This window comes from Halomonas sp. CnH100-B, assembly GCF_024124605.1.
In the GTDB taxonomy this organism is placed as follows: domain Bacteria; phylum Pseudomonadota; class Gammaproteobacteria; order Pseudomonadales; family Halomonadaceae; genus Vreelandella.
On sequence record NZ_JAMXRX010000002.1, the window covers coordinates 347,309 to 368,580 of the forward strand.

Below are 21,272 nucleotides of genomic sequence, written 5' to 3' on the forward strand. Positions count from 1 at the left end.
ATGAAAAGAGTGATTCACTCAGGTAGAGCGAGTCTAGTGACGCTGATCGCCGCGTTAGCGCTCACGGCATGTGGTCAGGAGCAGCCACAAGAGCAGCAAAGCCAGCAGGAAGCGCCGCCCCACCCGGTGGAAGTCGCTGAGATAGCGCGTCAAGACATACCGCTGGATAAATCCTACCCCTCGCTGCTACGCAGCGACAGCGAAGTGACGCTGGTGGCGCGGGTGAGCGGGTTTCTGGAAGAGCGCCACTTCGAGCCGGGCCAAATGGTGGAGCAGGGCGACCGGCTTTATACCATCGAGCCTGACCTTTATCAGGCGACCGTCAACCAGCGTGAAGCCGACCTGCAAAGCGCTCGCGCCGAGCTGGCACGTGCCCAGCGGGATGCTCAGCGTTTCGAGCAGTTGCTGAGCCAAAACTCCGTTAGCCGCCAGCAGTACGACCAAGCGCTTGCCGAGCAGCGCGTGGCGCAAGCCAACGTGGCCCAGGCGGAAGCGGCGCTGACCAGCGCCAATCTGGATTTAGGCTACTCCAACGTGACGGCACCGGTGTCCGGCATGATCAGCTTGAGCCAGATCAACGTCGGTAACCTGGTGAATTCGGGCACCGAGCTCGCCACGATCACGCCGCTGGATCCGCTGGAAGTGCGCTTCCAACTGCCCCAGCGGGATGCCTTCGAGCTGCGTCGTCAGCTTGGCAACGACGGTGATGCTTCCCAAATCACCGCTCGCCTACAGGTGCCTGGGCTGGATGGTAGTGAAGGCAGCGAGCTGGAAGGTCGTTTGGACTTCCTCGGCTCCCGCGTGGATACCGGCACCAGCACCGTGCAGGCCTCGGCGACCTTTGCCAATCCCGATGGCGCGGTACTGCCCGGCCAATTCGTACGCGTGCGCATCGAAGGTTTGAAACGCTTCGACGTACTGGCCGTGCCGGAAATTGCCGTGACCCAAGGTCTGATGGGCCCGCTGGTCTACGTGCTGGATGACGAGAACAAAGCTCGCGAACGCACCGTTCAGTTAGGCGAAGTCGCAGGCCCCTGGCAAATCATCCGCGATGGCTTGGAGCCAGGTGACCGCGTTGTCGTCGGCGATCCGGCTGGCTTGGAGGCGGGCGTCGTGATCGACCCTCAGTCGTTTAGTGGCGACGCTGCTGACCTCGTGGAAGAGACCGAGCAAGAAGAAGCCCAGGAAGAAGCGGAAGCCGCCGACGCGATGCAACAAGCCGACGGCGCACAACCCGCTGCTGAAGGGGAAGAGGGCGCGCAATAATGAATTTCTCTAACTTCTTTATCAGCCGCCCGATTTTTGCCACGGTACTGGCAATTATCGTCACGCTGGTAGGTGTGATGGCCATGCGAGTGCTGCCGATCGAGCAGTACCCTAGCGTGGTGCCGCCCACGGTATCGGTTCAGGCCCAGTTCCCAGGGGCGGATGCCGAAACCGTGGCACAGACGGTCGCTGCGCCGCTGGCCGAGGCGATTAACGGCGTCGAGGACATGCTCTACATGACCTCCAACAGCGCCGATAATGGCACCATGAGCCTGAGCGTGGCGTTCAACATCGGCACGGATGGCGACATCAATACGATCAACGTCAATAACCGTGTTCAGGGGGCACTATCGCAGCTGCCCGAGGCCGTCCAGTCTCAGGGAGTGACCGTCGAGCTGCGGTCAGACTCGATCCTGATGCTGGTGGCCTTGACCTCCCAGAGCGGTGATTATGACAAGATCTATATGCAGAACTACGCTACGCTCAATATTCTCGATGAGCTGCGCCAAGTGCCTGGGGTGGGTAATGCCGAGGTACTTGGCGGTGGCGAGTTTGCCATGCGTATCTGGATGGACCCTGACAAGCTAGCGCAGTACGACCTTACGCCTAGCGAAGTGGCCAGTGCCATTCGTGCTCAGAACACCGAAATCCCCGCCGGTAACTTGGCCGCTACGCCACAAAGCGAGCCGCGCGCCTATACCTATACGATTACCGCCGGTGGACGTCTCACGAGCACTGACGACTTCCGCGAAATCTTCCTGCGTACCAACCCCGATGGCTCATCGCTGCGTCTGGAAGACGTCGCACGGATCGAGCTGGGTGCCTCCTTTTATGGTGTCGATGCGCGTTTGAACGGCGATGCCATGACGCCGATCATTATCAACCAGCAGCCGGGGGCCAACGCGCTGGAAACCGCGGATGCGGTGCGCGCTACCATGGAGGAGTTGTCCGGGCGTTTCCCGCCGGGCCTGGAGTACGTAACTCCGTATGATACGACGCTGTTCATCGATGCCTCGGTCGAAACGGTCATCAAGACGTTCATCGAAGCATTCCTGATCGTTATCGTGATTCTGTTTATCTTCCTGCAGAACTGGCGCTTTACCGTCATCGCCATGTCGGTGGTGCCGGTATCGGTGATCGGTACCTTCGCAGGCTTCTATCTATTCGATTTCTCAATCAACCTGCTGACGCTATTCGCGTTGGTGTTGTCGATAGGTATCGTGGTGGATGACGCGATACTGGTGGTCGAGAACGTCGAGCGGGTCATTAGCGAAGAGGACGATATCAGCGTTCGTGACGCGACGATCCGCGCTATGAAGGAAGTGGGCGGGCCGGTTATCGCCACGTCACTGATCATGGCGGCGGTCTTCGTGCCGGTGGCTTTCCTGGGCGGGTTTACCGGGCAGATCTATCAGCAGTTTGCGATCACCGTGGCCATTTCGGTAGCGCTGTCGGCGTTGATGGCGTTGACCTTTACCCCAGCCCTGTCGGCGATCTTCATCAAGCACAACTTGCACCATTCCAAGCAGTCGGCCTTTAGGCGTGCCATTAGCACGCCACTGCGTCTGTTCGACCGCTTCTTTGCCGGTTTTACCGCCGTGTACATGTGGTTCGTCAAGAAGCTGGTGCGCTTCTGGGTGCTGGCGTTGGCGCTCACCGTGGCAGTGGGCGCGGGCTCCTATTGGCTCTACGCCAACACGCCCTCGACACTGGTGCCCGAGACCGACCAGGGGATCGTGCTGGCGAGTATCTCCTTGCCGGATGCTGCCTCGCTGAGCCGTACCCAGGCATACATGGCGGAGCTGAGCGAGCAGATCGAAGCGATTCCAGGGGTCGAGTACTCTTCTGCGGTGGCGGGCTATGACATTCTGTCCAGCGCGGTGAATACCGCACGCGGCATCATGTTCATCAACATGAAGCCATGGGCGGAGCGTGAGCTCACTGCCAATGAGCTGGTTGGCCGCATCATGCAGCTGGGTGCCAGTATCGATGGCGGTTCGGCGATGGCCTTCAACGTGCCGCCGATCATGGGACTGTCTACCACCGGTGGTTTCACCGGTTACCTGCAGTCGTTCGACGGGGCGTCTACTCGGGAATTGTATGAAGCCTCGCTGCAAATCATGCAGGCTGCGAACCAGCACCCTGTATTGAACCGAGTGTTCACGACGTTCAACGTAAACGTGCCCTCTTACCGAGCAGAAATCGACCAGCAAAAAGCGCTCAGCTACGGCGTCGCGCTTGAGAATATCAATTCGGCGCTGGCGAACACCTTTGGTAACGGGTTTGTGAACTACTTCAGCTACCAAAACCGTAACTTCCAGGTGTACTTACAGAACGAAGACGAGTTCCGTAAAACGCCGGAAGACGTCAACAACGTCTACGTGCGCGGCGGTAATGGCGAGCGTATCCCGCTCTCTGAGTTCGTCACCCTCGAACGCCAGACGGGGCCTGCGGTCGTGTCACGGTTTGGGGTCTACGCAGGGGCGCAGTTCCAGGGTAACCCGGCACCGGGCTACAGCTCGGCTCAGGCCATCGAAGCCATGGAAGAAGTGGTGCAGGAGACGCTGGGCGATAACTGGGGCATGGGCTGGACCGGTACGGCGTATCAGGAATCCAACCTGGGGAATACGGCAACGCTTGCGATCGTGTTCGGTATCCTGATGGTGTTCCTGATCCTAGCGGCGCAGTACGAAAGCTGGTCGTTGCCGCTGGCGGTACTGACCGCCACGCCTTTCGCATTCCTTGGCGGTATTGGGGGGATCGTGCTGCGTGGTTTGGATACCAGTGTCTATGTGCAGATCGGCATGCTAGTGGTGGTCGGTCTGGCGGCGAAGAACGCCATCCTGATCGTCGAGTTTGCCGAGCTGCAGCGTAAAGAGCTGGGTAAATCGATTCGCGAAGCGGCGATTACCGCAGCAGAACTGCGCTTCCGTCCGATCGTCATGACGTCGCTGGCGTTTGTCTTCGGTACCTTGCCCTTGGCCTTGGCGACCGGTGCCAGTGACGTAAGTAGTCACCACATCGGTACCACGGTCGCCGTGGGGATGGCATCCGTAGCGATTCTGGGGAGTCTGTTCATTCCCAGTTTCTACGCCATGATTGCCGCAGTATCGGATTGGCTCTACCGCAAGTGCCATCCGAACCAGGAGCGTCAAGAGCAAGCGGAGCTCGGCCACGATAAGGCGTAACCTATCTGGCCAGGCCTACCACGGGCGCCCCTTTACGGGGCGCCCGTTTTTTTGCCAGCGTTATGATGTGGGGCAAATCTGCCGCTTCATAAGCGATTAAGATAAGCTACGCTAGTAGTGACCAGCGTTTTCAGCTTGTACTAATAAACGCCAATAAATAGAGCTTGGGTCAGGCGAAAACAAGACTGGGCAACGCGCTCAGAGGAGAACACGCCATGCAAACGCTTATCTCTGCTGCTCTGCAGTTTCCTACCATCGTTTTTACCTTTTCATTAGTGCTCATTGCGCTCTATTGGCTGCTGGTGCTCATTCGGCTAGCGCCGTTGGAGCTATTCGAACACGACAGCTTGCGCGATGATCACATGGCCAGCACGCTCGTCTCGCTAGGGTTTGCTGGCGTGCCCGCCACGCTAGCGCTCAGCGTCTTAGTGCTCTTTGCCGGGGCGCTGTCGCTTGCCGTTGAGCTCCTGGCCCTGCGCTGGATGGCGCTGGGCATGCTTAGGGTGCCGGTGGGGGTACTGGTGGTGTGGGCTGCGCTCGCGGTGGCTTCTCCCATGGCCGCCGCTGTATGCCATGTGTTGCAGCGTGGGCTGCACCGTTATCAACCCTTCAAACGTCGCTGCCTGCTGGGCGCTACCGTCGTGGTGGCAGAGCGCCAAAACGATGAATCTGCCAGCGCTACGCTGCTCAATGAGCCCAACAGTACGGTCAAATTGCACTGCAAAGCCGGGGACTGCCCGCAGCCAGGGGAGCGCCGTGTGCTGGTGAAATATCTTGCTGAGGAGGGTGCGTACCGAAGCGTTTTAGAGCAGCACTACTTGGACACGCGCGTGCGTATCAACAAGCTTCGTTTGCAGCACAAGCATCACCCTAACGGCTACTCTACCTGACTTCTGTTTGGGTTAATGAAACCAGCGCCGCCACTGCTTCGTCAGCCAACTCAGTAATGAGGACGAAACGGCGGTGCTGGGGGCCGCTGCGCGATGTGCACGTGCCGGTTCGTTGAGGAAGTGGCGAATGGGCGTGACCTGCTCAGGCGTATTGAGCATCGGCGCGTGACCACAGCCCGCTGCGGTCAACGTCGTCAACGTAGGCTGTGCCTCCGCCATCTTGGGAAGCGTCTCGGCGTCGAGCAGGGTCGATGTCTCCCCTCGAATCACCATGATCGGGCAGCGTATATTGGCCCAGTCCGCCCAGGTGTCCCTGGGCGTGTCGTGGATAAACTGCTCGCCGATGCGTGGGTCGAAGTGGTAGGTCCAACTGCCATCGGGCAGGCGGCGGGCACTATGAAGGGCAAGCTCTCGCCACTCCTCGTCGCGAGTAATGCCGAAGCTAGCGTAATGCTTGGTGAGTTCCGCTTTTAAGTCGGCAAAGTTGTTGAACCGATGCGTCACGCCAAAGTAGCTCGACAGAGCGATCAATCCCTCTTTGTTCAATTCTGGCCCTACGTCGTTGAGGATCAACCGTGAAATACGCGCGCGATGCTGCTCGTTAGCCGCGATCAGTATCCCTAACAGGCCGCCCATCGACGTGCCGAGCCAGTCCACCTGTTCGAGCTGATAGTGATCCAGTAGTGCGATCGCGATGGTGAGGTAGTGGCTGTAGAGATAGTCGTGAGCGGGAAACAGCGACCAGCTCGATAACCCTCGTCCGGGGGTATCGGGCGCGAGGATTCGCCATTCACTGCCCAGCTCTCTTGCCAGCGCAGCAAAGTCGCCGCCGTGACGGGCAAGCCCGTGCCAGGCGATCAACGTGCGTGGTGCATCTGGGTTCCAGATGCGAACGGCAATGTCCAGTTCGCGCACGCGAACAAACTCTAACGCATCCATACGGGGTACCTGTCAAAACGGATACGCTCAGTATAGTCCGCTATGCTGCAACGCAATAGGAAGAGTCAGCTCAGCGGTGAAGCATGGCCATCAGGGCATCGATCAATTCGCCGCCTCGTTCGCGAAGCGAAAAGGCATCCGGGTTGCGCAGCCAGTCGTGGAACAGGCCGCCCAGCGTGGACTGCATGAGCCGCGTGGCCACCTCCGGCGTGACATCGTCGCGTAAAAGCTGTTGCTGTTGGGCGAGCTGAAACACCACGAGCATCTCGTCGAAGCACTCTTCCGCAATTTCGTCCTGCATTTCGATGGGATTGATATCACTAAAGAATTCACAGCGATGCAGCAAAATGGAAAGGATGCGCTGGTGGGAGGGCTGCTCCAAACGGTTCAACCCAGCGTGGCAGGCAAGACGAATGGCATCGAGCGGCGATACGGTTGGGTCGGCGTTATTGACCTCTTCCATCAGCGATTGGAACGGCATGCGCACTCGCTGCACCAGGGCCATGAACAGGTCGCCTTTGTTCTTAAAGTGCCAATAAACGGCGCCTCGGGTAAGGCCAGCATGGCGAGCGATTTGCTCTAACGACGTGCGTGCAACGCCTTTTGCGAAAAACACCTCTTCAGCAGCATCCAACAGCGCTTCGCGAGTTGCAGCAGCCTCCGCTTTGGTTTTTCTTGCCATGAAACCATTACCTCAATATCAACACAGAATGGCACTATTTTATCTGATGTGACGGCTTTTTTACATTCAAAACTGTATGGATAGCGGGTTAAGTTGATAATGTAGGTTATCAAGCGCGTTACTTGATGCTGAAAAGCGTATAAGATCGATTTAGAAACGCTGTTTTAAAACCCTGAGGCACCGTGTTTTGGCGTGTCAGGCTCTGTCTCAACGTACGTGTAAGGAATGGCAATGGCGCGAGCACCTTTCTCTCTAGCTGGGCATACTGTGATGCCCGGACAACGTTTACAGATCGACGTGCCGGTGGCGCGCCTGTATACCCATACGCCGCTGCATATTCCGGTCGAAGTGGTCCACGGCCGCAAAGAGGGGCCGGTGATGCTGGTGTGCGGCGGGATTCATGGCGATGAGATCAATGGTGTGGAGATCGTCCGCCGCTTGCTGCGCTCGAAAGCGATCAATAGTCTGCGCGGTACGCTAATTGCGGTGCCGGTGGTGAATGTCTTTGGCTTTCTTCAGCAGACTCGCTACCTCCCTGACCGCCGGGATTTGAACCGCTGCTTTCCGGGCAGTGAAAAGGGCTCGCTGGGTGGCCGCATTGCGGCGCTGTTCCGGGAGGAGATCGTCGATCATGCCACCCATATCATCGATTTGCATACGGGGGCCATTCACCGCACTAACTTGCCTCAAATCCGTGCACAGTTGAGTGCGGGCAGCGAAACCGAGCGTATGGCCGACGCTTTTGGCGCGCCGGTCATTTTGAACGCGGAACTGCGCGAAGGCAGCCTGCGCCACTACGCCCAAAGCCGCGGTATTCCGGTGCTCACCTATGAAGCGGGTGAGGCGCTGCGCTTCGATGAGTGGGCTATCGCCCCTGGCGTACAGGGCGTTCTGCGCGTTATGCGCCGGTTGGGCATGCTGACAGGCGAGCAGCGCCGCCGAGCACCGGCCCCGGCTGAGCTGGCCAATGGCTCAAGCTGGGCACGCGCGCCCATCGACGGCATCCTGCGCCCCAAAGTGCGCCTGGGGGCACGGGTGGCCAAGGGCGAAGTGCTGGGCAAGGTAGCGGACCCGTTCGGTAACGACGAAGATGAAGTACGCTCCATGGCCGATGGTATCGTCATCGGCATGAGCCGCTTGCCGCTTGCCAACGAAGGGGAAGCGCTCTACCACATCGCCCGCTTCGACGAAATCGAAGAGGCCGAAACGGCGATCGAGAGTTTCCAATCCAGCCTAACGCCTCCGCCAGACGCAATGTATTAATACGCTTCGATAGGAAAATGCTATTAGGCTAATAGCCATGCAACCAGCGCCATGGATGGCGCGATACCGCCTTGTTGACTATACCTGTGTGGGTGCCGCCTTAGCTTACGTTAAAAAAGCAGCAACGAGCGGTGCTTTCCAGTGGTACAGACCGTGCCATGTCGAGCGTGACAAGGAGGAAGAGCAATGAGCAGTGGTAGCCAGCATCCCACCACCAATGAAGCAGGTATTCCGGTATCGAGCGATGAGCATTCGCTATCGGTAGGCGCGGATGGCCCGATCGTCATGCACGATCACTACCTGATGGAGCAAATGGCGGCGTTTAACCGGGAAATGATTCCTGACCGCCAGCCCCACGCCAAAGGCAGCGGCGCGTTTGGCCACTTCGAAGTCACTCACGACGTCAGCCAATACACCAAGGCGGCCTTCCTGCAGCCAGGCACAAAGACCGATGTGCTGATCCGTTTTTCCACCGTGGCAGGCGAGAGCGGTAGCCCGGACACGTGGCGCGACCCTCGTGGCTTCTCGATTAAGTTCTACACCGAAGAAGGCAACTTCGACATGGTGGGTAACAATACCCCCGTGTTCTTCGTGCGCGACCCGATGAAGTTCCAGCACTTCATCCACTCCCAAAAGCGCCGCGCAGATAACGGCCTGCGGGACCACGATATGCAGTGGGATTTCTGGACGTTGGTGCCCGAATCTGCCCACCAAGTCGCGTGGCTAATGGGCGACCGCGGTGTGCCCGCCACGTGGCGACATATGAACGGCTACTCCAGCCACACCTATATGTGGGTGAACGAGGAAGGTGAGCGGTTTTGGGTGAAGTATCACTTTAAAACCGATCAGGGCATTAAGTGCATGACCCAAGAGCAGGCCGACCAGATGGCCGGTAGCGATGCGGACTACCACCGCCGGGATCTGTTCGAGGCGATCAAGCGCGGCGACTACCCGACTTGGACGCTGCACATGCAGATCATGCCGTTTGAGGATGCCAAGACCTACCGCGTTAACCCCTTCGACCTTACCAAAGTGTGGTCGCATAAGGATTATCCGCTGATCGAAGTGGGCAAGCTGACGCTAGACCGCAATCCCACGGATTTCCATAGCGAGATCGAGCAGGCCGCGTTCGAGCCCAACAATATGGTGCCGGGCACCGGGCTTTCGCCGGATAAAATGCTGTTAGCGCGCTCCATTTCCTACGCCGACGCTCACCGTGCGCGGTTGGGGGTGAACTACAAGCATATTCCGGTCAATACGCCCAAGTGCCCCGTGCATAGCTACGGTCAGGGTGGTGCGATGCGCATTCGTCATGCCACCGACCCGGTGTACACGCCCAATAGCAAAGGCGGCCCCAAGGCCGACGGACAGCGCTATCCGGAAGACGCGGTGTGGTCGACGGATGGGCAATTCGTGCGTGCCGCGTATACGCTGCGCAAAGACGACGATGACTGGAGCCAAGCGCACGCATTGGTGCGTGAGGTGATGGACGATGCCCAGCGCGACCGTTTGGTTTCCAATGTGGTGGGGCATCTTTCCGGTGGCGTGACTGAGCCAGTCTTGGAGCGCGCCTTTGAGTACTGGCGTAATATTGATCAAGAAGTAGGCGAGCGTATTGAGCAAGGCGTTCGCGCGCAGTAGCCCTCAAAAGAAAACGCCCAGCGATAGCATCGCTGGGCGTTAGCCAAACCACCAGCCCGTTGGCCGTCAGGTCACGGGCTGGTCGGTCGTATTCTATTCAATAGCCTCCATTTCGAACTCCGGCTCACGAACCAGGCCAAGCGCGTCATCAAATAAGCGTAAGCCAGCACCCTCTTTATGTGCGTGCTCCGAGAGATGACGACGGAATCGACGCCCGCCAGGGCAGCCCTGGAAAAGCCCCAACAAATGCCGAGTAATGTGGTTCAGTTTGGCCCCTTCATCCAGCCGCTGCTGTATATACGGGCGAAACGCCGTGGCCGCTTCCAAACGTGTACGGGCAGGGCCCTGCTCGCCAAAGAGCTGCTCATCCACACCCGTCAATAGCCATGGGTTTTGGTACGCTTCACGACCCACCATCACGCTATCCACCTGTTCAAGCTGTGTTTGGCAATCCGCCAGGGTTTTAATACCGCCATTGATACCAATATGCAGCTCAGGATGGCTCTGCTTTAGCCGATGCACGCGGGGGTAATTCAGCGGTGGGATATCGCGATTCTCTTTCGGCGACAGCCCCTGCAGCCATGCCTTGCGGGCGTGCACGGTAAACACTTCACAGCCCGCTGAGGCCACAATATCAATAAACCGCGCTAAATCCGCGTCTTCATCCTGGTCATCAATACCAATACGACACTTCACCGTGACCGGAATCGACACCGCCGCCTGCATGGCCTTCACCGCAGCGGCCACTTTGTCGGGGTGGCCCATGAGGCACGCGCCAATCATATTGTTCTGCACCCGGTCACTGGGGCAGCCAACGTTTAAGTTGACCTCATCATAGCCCCACGCCTGCGCAATCGCCGCGCATTCTGCCAGCTCACCCGCATCGCTGCCTCCCAACTGCAAAGCAATGGGATGCTCCACTTCGCTATATCCCAAAAAGCGCTCGCGGGGAGAACCATGCAGCACCGCCCCGGTGGTCACCATCTCGGTATACAGCAGCGCCCGCTTGGTGAGCGTGCGTGCGAAGGAGCGGTAATCGCGGGTCGTCCAATCCATCATGGGGGCGACGGAGAATCGGCGGGCCGCGTTTGCTGGGTGTTGTGTCGTCATATCAATCACTTGCATCAGTAGGATGCTGTCTATATGTCTTGCTCGGAGGACCACTCATGTACCAATGTCAACGTTCTTGCCGTGTCACGAAAAGAGGTGGTACGCCGTGGCTATGTAGTCGGAGGGGTATCGTTAGCTTGCAATTGTACGCAAGAAGGGCTGAACAGTACAAAGCTGGGCGTACCGCTCAAACGTTAATAGGGCAGTGTCGCCCGATGATGCGTGGCTTATCAAAGGGGGCGATGTGAAAAGGCTAGTATCAATAATGGCACAGCAGATCGTTCTTCTTATAAACCCTTGCATCACTTTGCGTATTTTGCGGTCGAAAGCGGTATGGTGAGAGTATGCCTTGGGCTGTCGTGGGCGGAACATTAACAAGAGGAGTCGTTATGGGGAAAACGCTCGGTAGTATTGGCGTGGCGCTGGTAGGCACCCTGCTATTGAACGGCTGCAGCGGGCCGGAAGAGGAGGTGGCCCAGTCACAGCCGACCTCGGTTGCCGAGGAGCGTGCATCGGAGCCAGAGCAACCGACTGAGTCAATGGAGCCGCTGCAGGTCGCGATCTCTACCACGGCATCGTTAAGGCTGGATCGTCGCCTCATGGTGCAAGGAGAGACCAACTTGCCGGATAGCGCTCAAGTGCAGGTGATCGTCGAAAGAGAGCTTAGTCGTGTCCGCTGGCAGGCGCGGACGCGGGTTGACGGCGGCCGATTCGAAGCGGGGCCGTTTGGCTCGGGCAGCGGACTCCCGGATGGCGGCTACTTGGTTACGGTACAGCTAGGCGAAGCCACCGTTCAGCCGGAAAGCGTACAGGCACGCATTGGGCCGGAAGGCGAATATTTGGCGGGAGAGCTAGTGAGCCAATCCCGCCATGGGTTAGGACAGATAGCCACCTACTCGCGCCGTTTCTTGATTGGCAACGAACCAAGACGAACACGCGACCAGGTGGAGGTGATTGAGGACAACTAAAGGGATGGGGAGGTAGTTGCTTTAGGCAGGACACCAGTGTGCCAACAGCACGGCATGGATAGAGGTGTCACTGGGGGCTTTCGCAAAGTGTTCGATCACGAAGCGGTCATCACGTTGTACCAAGTAATGGCCTGCTTTGTGGAACACATGCGTCGGGCCGAGCAGGAGTAAATCACCGGATGCAATGGGTGAAAAATCCGTGTCTTTGCCAGGAGTCGCCATCACGCAAGGCGCTTTCCAGTCGATCTTTAACGGCAGATGATGCGGTACGGTAATGGTCGTTGCCTGAACCTGTTCCCAGGGGAGGGGACCCGTATGGCTCAGGGTTAACAGTTGTGGTGCACTGTCGCCTTCTAGCAGGGTAGCCAGCGAACAATCAAGGGCATCAGCCAGCGCGACCAAGCGCTCGTGGCCGATCTGTTTGATCGCCCCAGACTCCCAGTAAGAAATGGTGACATCTGACACGCCAACTTTACGTGCAAGGGCAGCTTTGTTGAGCTTGGCCCTAAGCCGCAGTTGCTTGATACGTGAGCCTAGCGATTCCATTTCATTTTCCTGTCGATGAGCCAAATCAGCTCGTTGAATGTACTTCCACCCGTAAGGTGGCGCTCTGATCATATCGAGAAAGGCGCAACTCTTTCTCATGTATGAACACGAATCATAGGTACTACGCCATACTAAGCGATTGTGCTTTAACGCGCATCTTCCTATCGACGATCCTTGAGCATCCGATCAGACGCTTTTAAGTCGAACTCGTTCCCTTGCTAAGGCTGTTGGTTGTTCTAAGGGTGCGTATAATGGCGCCACGCTTCATTGCCAAAAGGATCCGTTGATGACCGTTCGCACTCGCATCGCGCCTTCTCCCACAGGAGATCCGCACGTAGGCACTGCTTATATTGCGCTGTTTAACCTCTGCTTTGCTCGTCAGCATGGCGGCCAGTTCATTCTGCGTATCGAAGATACCGACCGGGTGCGTTCCACGCCTGAATCCGAGCAGATGATTCTGGATTCCCTGCGCTGGCTGGGGTTGGAGTGGGACGAGGGGCCCGATGTTGGCGGCCCCCATGGCCCTTACCGTCAAAGCGAGCGGGGTGATATTTACGCAGTGCACGCTCAACAGCTGCTAGACGCCGGACATGCGTTCAAGTGCTACCGCACGAGTGAAGAGCTGGACGAGCTGCGGGAGTCGCGTAAAGAAGCGGGGCTTCATCTTGCGCTGAAGCCCGCCGATCTGGCCCTAGAGGCCGCCGAGCAGGCGCGCCGTGAGCAGGAAGGCTGGCCGTACGTGATACGTATGAACGTGCCCAGCGAGGGCGTATGCGTCGTGAATGATATGCTGCGCGGCACCATCGAGGTGGATTGGGCGCAGGTCGATGCGCAAATCCTCATGAAGTCTGACGGCATGCCAACCTATCACCTGGCTAACGTGGTAGATGACCACTTGATGGGCATTACCCACGTGCTGCGCGGTGAAGAGTGGATCAACTCAGCGCCGAAGCACCAACTGCTATACGAGTACTTTGGCTGGGACATGCCGCAGCTGTGTCACATGCCGTTGCTGCGTAATCCGGATAAGTCCAAGCTCTCCAAGCGTAAAAACCCCACGTCGATCAACTACTATCGCCGCATGGGCTTTTTACCTCAGGCCGTGACCAATTACCTGGGCCGTATGGGTTGGTCGATGCCCGATGAGCGTGAAAAATTCAGCCTGTCCGAGATGATGGCGGAATTCGATATTCAGCGTGTCTCACTCGGTGGGCCCGTGTTCGATCTGGAGAAGTTGACGTGGCTGAACGGCGTCTATATTCGGGAAGACTTGGATGACGACGCACTGCTGCAGGCGCTCCGTGAATGGGCGTTCAACGATGCGTACGTGAAGCAGATTTTGCCGCAAGTACGTCCCCGAGTAGAGACGCTTTCCCAGGTCGTTCCGCTAGCGGGGCACTTCTTCTCGGGCTTACCGGCGCTTAGCGAAGATGACTTCGAGAGTGTCAAGCTCGAGAACGAGGAGCTCGTCAAGCTCCTGCAGTTCCTGGTATGGCGCTTTGAAGCCGTGCCTGCATGGCATAAAGAGGCGCTATTGGCCGAGGTGAAAGCATTGGCGGAGCACTTCGATCTCAAGATGAAGGCTTTTTTGGCACCGGTGTTCATCGCCATCACAGGAAGCACGTCTAGTACGTCGGTCATGGACGCGATGGCCATCCTGGGCTCCGACGTGACGCGTGCTCGGCTGCGCAACGCCATCGAGGTGCTTGGGGGCGTGTCCAAAAAGCAGGCGAAGCGCTTTGAAAAAGAGTATCGCGACCTGTAATTGACCATCTTCCCTGCACACGAGGAGCGCCACGTGACCCCTAGTGAGAAAGCGTGGCGTTTTCTTCGATAAATACGCTTGACGAAGATCAGGCGAATCAGTAATATACGCTCCGTCTTCACGACATGTGGGGCCTTAGCTCAGCTGGGAGAGCGCAACACTGGCAGTGTTGAGGTCAGCGGTTCGATCCCGCTAGGCTCCACCAACATCAATTTCCATTGGTGTTGTTTTGTCCAAGATATCTCAGGTCAGATACGTCCCATTCGTCTAGTGGTCTAGGACACCGCCCTTTCACGGCGGGAACAGGGGTTCGAACCCCCTATGGGACGCCACCTCGTTTATCTGCTTCTTCAAAACAGTCTAATTCGCAAATAGCAATGAGTCTTCTCACTTGCCTTTTTTGCATTCCCGCCGTTTAGAACTTGCGTCCATTTCACGCGTTTTTTGTCAATATTGTGCTTGACTTGTCCACTTTTGCGTCTCGATGAAACGGGTTGTGCACAACCGCATAAATATGACGCAAAAAATCAGCGATTTACCTTAAACCCTTTTAAATCAGTAACTTATGTTAGGTTAAAAAATAACCAATTTAAGGCTGGGTCACTGTTCATGGCGATTGTGGGACGTTTTCTAGTGGTTGTGAACAGGGTTATCCACAGATAGTGTGGAAAACCCTGTCCAGAGTGGCAGTGCCCGAAAGTCAAGCGTTATTCTGGCTTGCGCAGCCGTTTTAACAGCGAGGACGTGTCCCAACGGCCACCGTCCATACGCTGTACGTCCGCATAGAATTGGTCGACCAGGGCGGTGACGGGGAGAGTGGCGTTCAGTCGTCGCGCCTGCTCTAGGCAAATGCCCAAATCCTTGCGCATCCAGTCCACCGCGAAGCCATGGTTGTACTCGTTGGCGATCATGGTGGTGTGGCGGTTCTCCATTTGCCAAGAGCCAGCGGCGCCTTTGGAGATGACGTCGATCACCTGGTGCTGATCGAGGCCGGCCTGTTCGGCAAAGTGCAGGCCTTCCGCTAAGCCTTGTACCAGTCCAGCGATACAGATCTGGTTCACCATTTTCGTGAGCTGACCGCTACTGGCAGGACCCATGAGCGTCACGGCACGTGCATAGTGGTTCAGAAGGGGGGCGACCGCATCGAAGTGAGCCTGCTCGCCACCGCACATGATGGTGAGGGCGCCGTTTTCCGCCCCTTGCTGCCCGCCTGAGACAGGGGCGTCGATGAATGCTACGCCGCGCTCCCGGCACGCAGCCTCTAGCTCCAGCGCTAAATCTGCCGATGCGGTGGTGTGATCGACAAGGTAGCTTCCGCTGTCCATGGTGCTCAGGGCGCCGTCGCTGCCGGTAGTCACTTGGCGCACGTCGTCGTCGTTGCCCACGCAGACCAGCACTAGGTCGGCCCCTTTGGCGGCCTCGGCAGGCGTCGCGTGGGCTGTGCCTCCGAATGTGTTGGCCCATGCCTCCGCCTTGCTGGCGGTGCGGTTATAAACCCGTGTGGTGAGACCTTGCTTGGCGAGGTGGCCCGCCATGGGGTAGCCCATGACGCCAAGACCGATAAACGCAACGGTTTTGATAAATCGCATAAAACACCTTTGTTGTTGGTAGAAGGTACGAGCAAACAAAAGGCCACCCTTGGGTGGCCTTTGTCATCCTATGCGTGCATTAGCGCGTTAGCCGCCAAATCACTTGCTAGGATAGTCACGTTTTTCGTGACCGACGTACAGCTGGCGCGGGCGGCCGATTTTGTAGCTTTCACTGAGCATTTCATGCCAGTGAGAGATCCAGCCAATGGTGCGCGACACCGCAAAGATTACGGTAAACATGTTGGTCGGAATGCCCATGGCTTTCAGGATGATGCCCGAGTAGAAATCGACGTTCGGGTACAGTTTACGTTCGATGAAGTACTCATCTTCGAGCGCGATCTGCTCCAGACGCTTGGCGATTTTGAGCTGCGGGTCGTCGGCCATGCCGAGTTCGGCCAGCACTTCATCACAGGTCTCTTTCATCACTTTGGCACGCGGATCGAAGTTGCGATACACGCGGTGACCAAAGCCCATCAGCTTGAACGGGTCGTTCTTGTCTTTCGCTTTGTCGACGAAGCGCTGAATGTTCTCTTCTGAGTCGTCGCCGATCTCGTCGAGCATGTTCAGCACGGCCTCGTTCGCGCCGCCGTGGGCCGGACCCCACAGGGCGGCGATACCCGCGCTGATGCAGGCAAACGGGTTAGCGCCGGTGGAGCCCGCCAAACGAACGGTCGAAGTCGAAGCGTTTTGTTCGTGGTCCGCATGCAGCATGAAGATGCGGTCCATGGCTTTCGCGTAGACCGGGTTGATTTTGTACTCTTCGCACGGATTGCTGAACATCATGTAGAGGAAGTTCTCTGCATAGCTCAGATCGTTACGCGGGTAGTTGAACGGCTGACCCACGTTGTACTTGTGCGACATGGCCGCCAGGGTCGGCATCTTGGCGATCAGGCGGATAGCGCTGATGACCCGGTCTTCCTCTTGAGTGATGTCCATGTGGTCATGGTAGAAGGCTGCTAGGCCGCCTACGACACCACACAGAATCGACATCGGGTGCGCGTCGCGGCGGAACCCTTTGAAGAAGTTGTTGATCTGGTCATGCACCATGGTGTGATTGCGAATGCGCGATTCGAAATCAGCGTACTGCTCGTCGTTGGGGAGTTCGCCAAACAGCAGGGTGTAACAAACTTCTACAAAGTTCGACTCTTTCGCCAGTTGATCAATGGGGTAACCGCGGTGCAGCAGTACGCCCTTGCCGCCATCAATATAGGTGATTGCGGACTGGCAGGAAGAGGTGGCCATAAAGCCGGGGTCGTAGGTAAACAGGCCTTCAGCACCTAGGCCGCGCACGTCGATGACGTCGGGGCCAAGTGTGCCGGAATACATGGGCAGCTCGATCGTTTTATCAAGACCGTCTACCGTCAATGTCGCTTTCCTGTCAGCCATGCTGGCCTCCTTTCGAATTCGGTTTGGGACGTAAAGTCGTTGTTTCGCATACCGCGCCGGCGAAAAGGCTTGCCCACTATAGAAGTGTGCGACATTTTGTCAATTAGCCTAAGCGCTAGTAACGCTTGTACAGACATTGTTGTTTTGAACAATTATTGTATATGATGAATAGAGGGTTCATAGTAGCGAAGTGCCAGAGGATTGACGATACGTTAACAGGCTTATCAAACCATCAATCTGCTGTCACTATAACCATGCTGCATCGCAAAATCGACTCGGGTAGGCGGCATTTTTCTTGCACCATGGTCGAGTTAAGCCTGAGATCGGTTTGTCAGCAGGGGCTAAGGTTCTTATAATCCACGGCGCGCGACCGGCAGGTAGGTGGTCGTGCCCGACTTGGCAACGGCCGAGCCCCTTCCAGCAACCACTGCCCGCTCGGGCTATGCCCGACCTGTCGCAGAGCGGGCCAAGAGAGTGTGTATAACGCCGTGAATAGCAAACGACCCGTAAACCTAGACCTAACCACGATACATTTCCCACTACCGGCGCTAACGTCGATTACACACCGTATCACGGGTGTCATCCTGTTCGTTGGCCTGATCTTCGCTTTTTGGGCGTTGGGTAAATCCCTGTCATCTCCGGCTGGCTTCGACGCTGTCAGCAGCGCCTTGGCTAACAATTTCTTCGCCAAGTTCGTTGCGTGGGGGCTGCTGTCTGCCTTGGCGTTCCACTTCGTCGCGGGCATCAAGCACCTGCTGATGGATGCCAACATTGGCGTGACATTAGAAGGTGGCGTGAAAAAAGCGCAGGCGACCGTCGTAGTAAGCGCAGTTCTGATCATTCTGGCAGGAGTTTGGGTATGGTAACCAACATCACAAGTTTTGGGCGCAGCGGGCTGTCTGACTGGCTAATGCAGCGTGTTTCTGCGGTCGTTCTGGCCCTTTACACCGTTTTCGTGGTCGCCTACCTGCTGCTCAATCCGAATCTGGATTACTACACCTGGAGCGGTCTGTTCGAGCAAACCTGGATGCGCATTTTCTCGCTGCTGGCGTTTATCTCGATCGCCGCGCACGCCTGGATCGGTTTGTGGACAGTCACCACCGATTACCTCAAGTCCACTCGCCTGCGCGTGGGTGCCCAGACGCTGATCATTCTGGCCATCTTCGTGTATCTGGTGTGGGGCATTCAAATTCTGTGGGGAGCTTGATACATGTCTAACCTTCGTAGCCTGACATTCGACGCCATTATCATCGGTGGCGGTGGCTCTGGCCTGCGTGCTGCGCTTGAACTGGCGAAATCCGGTAAGAAGACAGCCGTTCTGTCCAAAGTGTTCCCGACACGCTCTCACACGGTTTCCGCTCAAGGCGGCATCACTTGTGCCATCGCGTCTGCCGACCCGAACGACGACTGGCGCTGGCACATGTACGACACGGTCAAAGGCGGCGACTACATTGCTGACCAAGACGCCGCAGAATACATGTGTTCCGAAGGCCCCAAAGCGGTCTTCGAACTGGAGCACATGGGCCTACCGTTCTCGCGGTTCGATAACGGCCGTATCTACCAGCGCCCGTTTGGCGGTCAGTCGAAAAACTTTGGCGAAGGCGGCCAGGCGGCTCGCACCTGTGCGGCAGCCGACCGTACCGGCCATGCGCTGCTGCATACTCTGTACCAGAACAACCTCAAGAACAACACCACCTTCTTGAACGAGTGGTACGCGGTGGACCTGGTCAAGAACGCCAGTGGTGATGTAGTAGGCTGTATCGCCATGTGCATCGAAACCGGTGAAGTGGTGCACGTCAAATCGAAAGCCACGGTTCTGGCCACTGGCGGTGCGGGCCGTATTTACGCCTCTACCACCAACGCTCTGATCAATACCGGTGACGGCATTGGTATGGCGCTGCGCGCTGGCTTCCCGATGCAGGACATGGAAATGTGGCAGTTCCACCCGACCGGTATTTACGGTGCGGGTACCCTGGTGACCGAAGGTTGCCGTGGTGAAGGCGGCTACCTGATCAATAAAGACGGGGAGCGTTTCATGGAGCGCTATGCGCCCAACGCCAAAGACCTGGCAGGTCGTGACGTCGTGGCACGCTCCATGGTCATGGAAATCCTCGAAGGCCGCGGTTGTGGCGAGAAGGGCGACCACGTCTTCTTGAAACTCGATCACCTTGGTGAAGAAGTTCTTGGCAAGCGTCTGCCGGGTATCGTAGAGCTGTCTAAAACCTTCGCTCACGTCGATCCGGCGAAAGATCCGATTCCGGTCGTGCCGACCTGCCACTATATGATGGGCGGTATTCCGACCAACATCCATGGCCAGGCCATCACCCAAGACGACGACGGCAACGATCGTATCGTCAACGGCCTGTTCGCTTGTGGTGAAGCGGCGTGTGTATCTGTTCACGGTGCTAACCGCCTAGGCGGTAACTCACTGCTCGACCTGGTGGTGTTCGGCCGTGCGGCGGGTATGTTCATCGAAGGCGCGCTGAACGAAGGTATCGAATACCTCGACGCTTCCGAGTCGGACATCGAGTTCGCCATGAAGCGCATCACGCGCTGGAACGAATCCGAAGAGGGTGGCGAAAGCATTCCGGCGCTGAAAGCCGAGCTGCAAGACATCATGCAGAACTCTTTCGGTGTATTCCGTGAAGAGAAAAACATGCAAGAAGGTGTCAAAAAGCTGGCGGACCTGCGTGGCCGCATTGCCAATGCGCACCTGCCGGACAAATCCAACGCGTTCAACACGGCTCGTGTCGAAGCGCTGGAGCTGGACAACCTGATGGAAGTGGCAGAAGCAACGGCGATTGCTGCCCTCGAGCGTAAAGAGAGCCGTGGTGCCCACTCGCGCTACGACTACCCTGACCGTGATGATGTCAACTGGCTGAAACACTCGCTCTACTTCCCGGCCAGCAAAGAGCTGAAGAAGCGCGACGTCAACTTCAAGCCGAAAACCGTCGATACGTTCGAGCCCAAGGTTCGTACCTACTAATCTCCGCACCGACGAGAGGGAGTCACCATGTCCAATCTTCAGGTATCCGTATACCGCTACAATCCGGAAACCGACTCCGCACCTTATATGCAGGAGTTTCAGGTCGATACCAAAGGCCGCGATCTGATGGTGCTGGATGTTCTGCACTTGATGAAAGAGCAAGACAGCGGTCTGGCCTATCGCCGTAGCTGCCGTGAAGGCGTGTGCGGTTCCGATGGCATGAACATGAACGGCAAAAATGGCTTGGCGTGCATCACGCCGCTGTCAGACGTTGTGAAAAACAACAAGCTGACACTCCGCCCGCTGCCTGGCCTTCCGGTCATCCGCGATATGGTGGTCGATATGGGGCTGTTCTATAAGCAGTACGAGCGTATTCAGCCGTACCTGCAGAACGATACCCCGGCACCGGCCATTGAGCGCCTGCAGTCGCCGGAAGAGCGCGACAAGCTCGACGGACTGTACGAGTGTATTCTCTGCGCGTGCTGCTCCACGTCGTGCCCGTCGTTCTGGTGGAATCCGGACAAGTTCGTAGGCCCAGCGGGGCTGCTGCAGTCCTATCGCTTCCTGGCCGACAGCCGCGATACTGCAACCCGTGAGCGCCTGACCAGCCTGGAAGATCCATTCTCGGTCTTCCGCTGCCGTGGCATCATGAACTGCGTCGCCGTGTGTCCGAAAGGGCTCAACCCGACCCGTGCGATTGGTAAAATTCGTGAAATGTTGCTCGCGGACGCAACGTAACTACTTAATCCTATGAAGAAAAAGCGTCTACCACGTAAGTTGCAGCATAAAGCTACTTAAATCGTAGCGCTTCGCTTGTTATCATAGGGGCTGTCACGGTGCGGCGACGCGTCGCACCGTGACCAGTCAAGTTTAAAAGCCGGTGCTTTAAGTACCGGCTTTTGAGCATGAACTGAGTGAGAAACGCGTCGCAAATACGTGTATGAACAAGGGCTTCCGGCCTTCGGTCGGCGCCGCCGGCAAACGTCCCGCCCCGCCGGCAGGGCAATAGCGATGTCGTTGCGCGCATGCAGCGATGCCGATACCACCCCATCA

Annotated in this window: 17 protein-coding genes and 2 tRNA genes; 13 read left to right on the top strand and 6 right to left on the bottom strand. The window is 57.3% G+C overall.

The window, feature by feature from the left end:
- From NH398_RS05180 to NH398_RS05190, 3 genes are all read left to right on the top strand, one after another.
- Entirely contained in the window at positions 1-1,266 is a 1,266-nt protein-coding gene (locus NH398_RS05180; protein WP_253017030.1) for an efflux RND transporter periplasmic adaptor subunit, read from the top strand.
- Positions 1,266-4,454 carry an efflux RND transporter permease subunit gene (locus NH398_RS05185; protein WP_253017032.1) on the top strand — a complete coding sequence of 1,063 codons (3,189 nt, stop codon included), beginning with the start codon at positions 1,266-1,268 and terminating at the stop codon, positions 4,452-4,454. Before NH398_RS05180 ends, NH398_RS05185 begins: the two co-directional genes overlap by 1 nt.
- Positions 4,455-4,669: 215 nt before the next feature.
- Complete coding sequence (locus NH398_RS05190; RefSeq protein ID WP_253017034.1) at positions 4,670-5,344, top strand: hypothetical protein; 675 nt, start codon at positions 4,670-4,672, stop codon at positions 5,342-5,344.
- Positions 5,345-5,356: 12 nt separating this feature from the next.
- On the opposite strand, the gene NH398_RS05195 is transcribed toward NH398_RS05190, so the two are convergent.
- Together NH398_RS05195 and NH398_RS05200 are read right to left on the bottom strand one after the other, a co-directional pair.
- The gene (locus tag NH398_RS05195; RefSeq protein ID WP_253017036.1) at positions 5,357-6,283 is read right to left on the bottom strand and encodes an alpha/beta hydrolase; all 927 of its coding nucleotides are present in this window, start codon (positions 6,281-6,283) and stop codon (positions 5,357-5,359) included.
- A gap of 70 nt (positions 6,284-6,353) precedes the next feature.
- Positions 6,354-6,965, bottom strand: a complete 612-nt coding sequence (locus NH398_RS05200; RefSeq protein WP_062373572.1) for a TetR family transcriptional regulator — start codon at positions 6,963-6,965, stop codon at positions 6,354-6,356.
- A 231-nt stretch (positions 6,966-7,196) separates the two neighbouring features.
- Here NH398_RS05200 and NH398_RS05205 point away from each other — a divergent pair, with 231 nt between their 5' ends.
- Positions 7,197-8,228: a succinylglutamate desuccinylase/aspartoacylase family protein gene (locus NH398_RS05205; protein WP_159341485.1), complete on the top strand. Its 1,032-nt coding sequence runs from the start codon at positions 7,197-7,199 to the stop codon at positions 8,226-8,228.
- A 186-nt stretch (positions 8,229-8,414) separates the two neighbouring features.
- Entirely contained in the window at positions 8,415-9,869 is a 1,455-nt protein-coding gene (locus NH398_RS05210) for a catalase (protein ID WP_159341486.1), read from the top strand.
- 93 nt (positions 9,870-9,962) lie between these two features.
- Here NH398_RS05210 and dusA read toward each other — a convergent pair whose 3' ends face one another.
- Positions 9,963-10,979 carry a tRNA dihydrouridine(20/20a) synthase DusA gene (dusA, locus tag NH398_RS05215; RefSeq protein WP_253017038.1) on the bottom strand — a complete coding sequence of 339 codons (1,017 nt, stop codon included), beginning with the start codon at positions 10,977-10,979 and terminating at the stop codon, positions 9,963-9,965.
- 389 nt (positions 10,980-11,368) lie between these two features.
- Between dusA and NH398_RS05220 the strand changes: the two genes are divergently transcribed.
- Positions 11,369-11,947: a hypothetical protein gene (locus tag NH398_RS05220; RefSeq protein ID WP_253017040.1), complete on the top strand. Its 579-nt coding sequence runs from the start codon at positions 11,369-11,371 to the stop codon at positions 11,945-11,947.
- Positions 11,948-11,968: 21 nt separating this feature from the next.
- Here the strand turns inward: NH398_RS05220 and NH398_RS05225 are convergent, their stop codons facing one another.
- Positions 11,969-12,493 carry a helix-turn-helix domain-containing protein gene (locus NH398_RS05225; RefSeq protein WP_253017041.1) on the bottom strand — a complete coding sequence of 175 codons (525 nt, stop codon included), beginning with the start codon at positions 12,491-12,493 and terminating at the stop codon, positions 11,969-11,971.
- 286 nt (positions 12,494-12,779) lie between these two features.
- Here NH398_RS05225 and gltX point away from each other — a divergent pair, with 286 nt between their 5' ends.
- The 3 genes from gltX (at position 12,780) to NH398_RS05240 (ending at position 14,590) form a co-directional block, all read left to right on the top strand.
- Positions 12,780-14,258, top strand: coding sequence for a glutamate--tRNA ligase (gene gltX, locus NH398_RS05230; protein WP_159341538.1), 1,479 nt, complete (start codon positions 12,780-12,782; stop codon positions 14,256-14,258).
- Between the two features lie 129 nt (positions 14,259-14,387).
- Positions 14,388-14,463: transfer RNA gene (locus tag NH398_RS05235), tRNA-Ala, on the top strand.
- A gap of 51 nt (positions 14,464-14,514) precedes the next feature.
- Positions 14,515-14,590, top strand: a tRNA-Glu gene (locus NH398_RS05240).
- Between the two features lie 375 nt (positions 14,591-14,965).
- On the opposite strand, the gene NH398_RS05245 is transcribed toward NH398_RS05240, so the two are convergent.
- Positions 14,966-15,847, bottom strand: coding sequence for an NAD(P)-dependent oxidoreductase (locus NH398_RS05245; RefSeq protein ID WP_253017042.1), 882 nt, complete (start codon positions 15,845-15,847; stop codon positions 14,966-14,968).
- 99 nt (positions 15,848-15,946) lie between these two features.
- A complete protein-coding gene (gene gltA, locus NH398_RS05250; protein ID WP_139525436.1) occupies positions 15,947-17,233 on the bottom strand; it encodes a citrate synthase in 1,287 nt (428 codons plus the stop codon).
- Positions 17,234-17,721: 488 nt separating this feature from the next.
- On the opposite strand from gltA, the gene sdhC reads away from it, so the two are divergent.
- From sdhC to NH398_RS05270, 4 genes are read left to right on the top strand one after another with little or no spacing between them, the layout of a single operon-like run.
- Complete coding sequence (sdhC, locus tag NH398_RS05255) at positions 17,722-18,099, top strand: succinate dehydrogenase, cytochrome b556 subunit (RefSeq protein ID WP_217352983.1); 378 nt, start codon at positions 17,722-17,724, stop codon at positions 18,097-18,099.
- A complete protein-coding gene (sdhD, locus tag NH398_RS05260; RefSeq protein ID WP_139525437.1) occupies positions 18,093-18,440 on the top strand; it encodes a succinate dehydrogenase, hydrophobic membrane anchor protein in 348 nt (115 codons plus the stop codon). Before sdhC ends, sdhD begins: the two co-directional genes overlap by 7 nt.
- 3 nt (positions 18,441-18,443) lie before the next feature.
- Complete coding sequence (gene sdhA, locus NH398_RS05265; RefSeq protein WP_159341540.1) at positions 18,444-20,219, top strand: succinate dehydrogenase flavoprotein subunit; 1,776 nt, start codon at positions 18,444-18,446, stop codon at positions 20,217-20,219.
- A gap of 27 nt (positions 20,220-20,246) precedes the next feature.
- Complete coding sequence (locus tag NH398_RS05270; RefSeq protein ID WP_016914530.1) at positions 20,247-20,957, top strand: succinate dehydrogenase iron-sulfur subunit; 711 nt, start codon at positions 20,247-20,249, stop codon at positions 20,955-20,957.
- Positions 20,958-21,272: the final 315 nt, after the last annotated feature.